The organism is Candidatus Bandiella numerosa (assembly GCF_021811875.1).
In the GTDB taxonomy this organism is placed as follows: Bacteria; Pseudomonadota; Alphaproteobacteria; order Rickettsiales; family Midichloriaceae; genus Aquirickettsia; species Aquirickettsia numerosa_A.
In genome coordinates, this window is record NZ_JAJBJD010000115.1 from 1 (window position 1) to 3,563 (window position 3,563).

General features: G+C 31.8%; 4 protein-coding genes. All 4 read left to right on the forward strand.

Annotated features, from left to right (window positions below; all coding sequences use genetic code 11):
* The first annotated feature begins 254 nt into the window (after positions 1-254).
* From rpsB to frr, 4 genes are read left to right on the forward strand one after another with little or no spacing between them, the layout of a single operon-like run.
* Positions 255-1,061 (forward strand): 30S ribosomal protein S2, encoded by an 807-nt coding sequence (gene rpsB, locus L8D11_RS04185; protein ID WP_236870421.1) that lies wholly within the window; start codon positions 255-257, stop codon positions 1,059-1,061.
* A gap of 12 nt (positions 1,062-1,073) precedes the next feature.
* Positions 1,074-1,937, forward strand: coding sequence for a translation elongation factor Ts (gene tsf, locus L8D11_RS04190; protein ID WP_236870422.1), 864 nt, complete (start codon positions 1,074-1,076; stop codon positions 1,935-1,937).
* Positions 1,934-2,659, forward strand: coding sequence for a UMP kinase (gene pyrH, locus L8D11_RS04195; RefSeq protein ID WP_410519504.1), 726 nt, complete (start codon positions 1,934-1,936; stop codon positions 2,657-2,659). Before tsf ends, pyrH begins: the two co-directional genes overlap by 4 nt.
* A 7-nt stretch (positions 2,660-2,666) precedes the next feature.
* The gene (gene frr / locus L8D11_RS04200; protein WP_236870424.1) at positions 2,667-3,230 is read left to right on the forward strand and encodes a ribosome recycling factor; all 564 of its coding nucleotides are present in this window, start codon (positions 2,667-2,669) and stop codon (positions 3,228-3,230) included.
* Positions 3,231-3,563 lie beyond the last annotated feature (333 nt).

Below are 3,563 nucleotides of genomic sequence, written 5' to 3' on the forward strand. Positions count from 1 at the left end.
TACTTTGCCGTCAGCTTCCTTCCGCCAACTCCTCACGAAGTTAACCTTGCCTCAGCTAATGGACAGCTCTATATCAGCCCATGAGGGACTTGAACCCTCTACTCTTACATCATGCACGGCGCACATTCAAATTTAGTATTGAAATTTTAACCACACATATGTATAGTATCACCTATAGTAAAAACCACGCAGATATTTTTTGGTGTCATCTTTGATTTATTCTGCGTTTAGTATAACCAAAAAGGAGTATTGAAATGTCATATAAACCTAATTTTAGTATAAAATCATTGTTAGAAGTTGGTGCTCACTTTGGGCACAAAAAGAACCTATGGAACCCTGAAATGGGCAAATACATTTATGGTGTTAAAAATAAAATCCATATTATAGATTTACAGAAAACCGCTCACCATCTCTATAATACATTGCAAGTAATATTTAGTATAGCATCTAAAAATGGTAGAATATTATTTGTTAATACAAAAAAGCAATCTACTGATGTGGTAAAAGATGCAGCAACAAAGTGTGGGCAATATTATGTTAATCATCGTTGGTTAGGGGGAATGTTAACTAATTGGTCAACAGTTTCTTCATCTATCAAGACATTGAAAAAGTATGAGGAAGTTTTAGAATCTGAAGAAGGTAAATATACTAAGAAAGAATTGTTAAATTTTTCAAGAAAAAAGGAGAAATTAGAAAAAGCTATTGGAGGAATAAGAAATTTGGGAGGTCTACCCGACATATTGTTTATTATAGATGTTAAAACTCATGCTACAGCAGTTCATGAAGCAAATAAATTGAACATACCTGTAATTGCTATAGTTGATACAAATTCTAGCCCCAAGGGGGTGGATTTTGTGATTCCAGGCAATGATGATTCTAGAAAATCTATAGAGCTTTATTGTAATTTGGTTGCAGATGCAATATTAGCAGGTATTGAAAATAGTTTATCCTCACAAGGAGTGGATTTAGAAAAATTGCCAAATACGGACAATGAAAAAAAAGAAGGAAAAAGAAATAATAAAATATCCGATAAAAAGGATAAAGATAATAATAAAAAATAGGTAAATTTAAGCATGTCTATAAATACGAATCAAATAAAAGAATTACGTAATAAAACGGGAGCTGGAATGCTGGATTGCAAAAAGGCTCTAGAGGAAAATAATTCTAATATAGAAGAAGCTGTTGTATGGCTTAGAAAAAAAGGGCTTGCTTCTGCCAGTAAAAAAGCTGGAAGAGATACCAGTGAAGGAGTAATAGCGATACACATTGATGGGAATAATGCCACCATTATTGAGCTAAATTCTGAAACAGATTTTGTTGGAAAAAATGATAAATTTTTAAGCCTTGCAGATAAAGTGGTAAAAAGCGCACATAAATTTGAAGGAAGTGATTTACATAAATTTTTAGAATCTGGTAAACATGACGCAACTCCTATCAGTGAGTTAATAGCAGAACATATTTCTGTTATTGGAGAAAATATTATATTGAAAAGAATCAGCAAAATTAATGTACACAAAGGAAAAATAATACCATATTTACATAATAAATTATCAGATAATATTGGTAAAATTGGCGTTATAGTAGCTGTAGAAGGTGATATTAATAATGAGATAGAGGAATTTGGTGGGCAACTTGCAATGCATATTGCTGCATCCAAACCCATGGCTTTGAATGTTGAAAATCTTGATCAAAGCATTGTTGAGAAAGAAAAAAATATTCTTCGAGATCAAGCTTTGGAAAGTGGTAAGCCGATTGATGTTGTTGAAAAAATGATAGAAGGAAGAATCAGAAAATTCCTTGAAGAAATCGTGTTACTAGAACAACCATTTGTTATTGATGGAAAAACAAAAATTAAAAAAGTAGTAGAAGAATTAAAATCTAAAAATAATTGCAATTTTAGTGTTTCAGGATATATAAGGTATGAAATTGGTGAATAATTAATGTCAATAACATGAAGAAACAAAATCGAATACTTTTGAAAATTTCTGGTGAAGCATTGATGGGGAAAGAAAAATTTGGTCACGATAATACCATGATAGACCAAATTTGTGAAGATATAAAAGAAGTGTATGATTTAGGATATGAGATTTGCTTAGTAGTTGGTGGAGGTAATATATGCAGAGGAGCAACAGTAGCAGAAGTTGGAATTGAAAGAGCTACTGCAGATTATATGGGGATGTTAGCAACAGTAATCAATGCAATAGCCCTACAAAGTAAATTAGAAAGCAAAAGTTTATATACTAGAGTAGTCTCTGCAATACCTATTATAACGATAGTAGAGCAATATATCAGAAGAAAGGCCATTAGGCATTTAGAAAAAGGACGAATTGTAATTTTTGCAGCAGGGACAGGAAATCCCTTTTTTACTACTGATACAGGTGGTGTTTTAAGAGCTATTGAAATGAATTGTTCACTTATCTTGAAAGGTACTCAAGTTGATGGTGTATACTCTGAGGATCCTAAAAAAAATAGCAAAGCAGTGAAATACAAAGAACTAACTCATAACGAAGTGATTAAAAACAACATATCCGTAATGGACACAACTGCAATTACACTAGCGCACGATAATGAAATGCCTATTAGGATTTTTAATATTGGGAAAAAGGGTGAATTTGCAGAGGTTTTACAAAACAATGGTGATTTTACAACTATAAAATAAAAATATTATGAATAAGGATTCAGAAATTTTAAAAAATTTAAAAAATAAAATGGATGGAACGATATCTTCTTTAAATCACTCATTAAGTGGATTGAGGACCGGTAGAGCTTCGACTGCTTTACTTGACCCCATTAAAGTTGATGCCTATGGAAGCGATATGTTTCTTAATCAAATTGGTAGCATTAGTGCACCAGATGCAAAAACACTATCGATTCAAATATGGGATAAGGGATTAGTTTCTAGTGCGGAAAAAGCAATTTTGAATTCAGGTTTAGGTCTTACTCCTAATACCGAAGGTCAAGTTATAAGATTGCATATGCCTAACCTTAATGAAGAAAGAAGAAGAGAGCTTGTTAAAAAGGCTGGTGAATATAGTGAACAGGCCAAAGTAGCGATCAGAAATATTAGAAGAGGTGGCATCGATGAATTTAAAAAACAAGAAAAGGATAAGTTGATTTCTGAAGATGAATTTAAGCTTTATTCCCAGGAAATTCAAAAAATTACGGATGATTTTATAAGTAAAATTGACGGAATACTAAATGTTAAATCCAAAGACATAATGAGCATTTGAGTATATTGTTATCTTTTATATCTGTATCTCCAGCCTGGGTTAACAATAGCCTCCTTTAAAATTAAATCAGTACAGAGGCTATGTTGTAGATCATTTTCAGCGACTCCTATTTTGATCTTTTTCTTGATTATACCGTATAGTATAAATAAGACTTCCTATAATACCAATGTTTAGCTCTTTTTCAAACTGCCTTCGCTCTTTAAAATGGCACAGTCAAGTTAAAAATAGAATAAAATTCTGATATTGAATAAAAGATTATAAAATTGTAGGATTTAAAAAAATAAATATCAAAAAAGATGAAGGGCACACCAAACAGACATAGATATCCAATGA

What these genes read in the sequence shown, in the direction of transcription:
- frr (WP_236870424.1), top strand. Translation starts at nt 2,667, where the DNA reads ATGAATAAGGATTCAGAAATTTTAAAAAATTTAAAAAATAAAATGGAT.
- tsf (WP_236870422.1), top strand. Translation starts at nt 1,074, where the DNA reads ATGTCTATAAATACGAATCAAATAAAAGAATTACGTAATAAAACGGGA.
- rpsB (WP_236870421.1), top strand. Translation starts at nt 255, where the DNA reads ATGTCATATAAACCTAATTTTAGTATAAAATCATTGTTAGAAGTTGGT.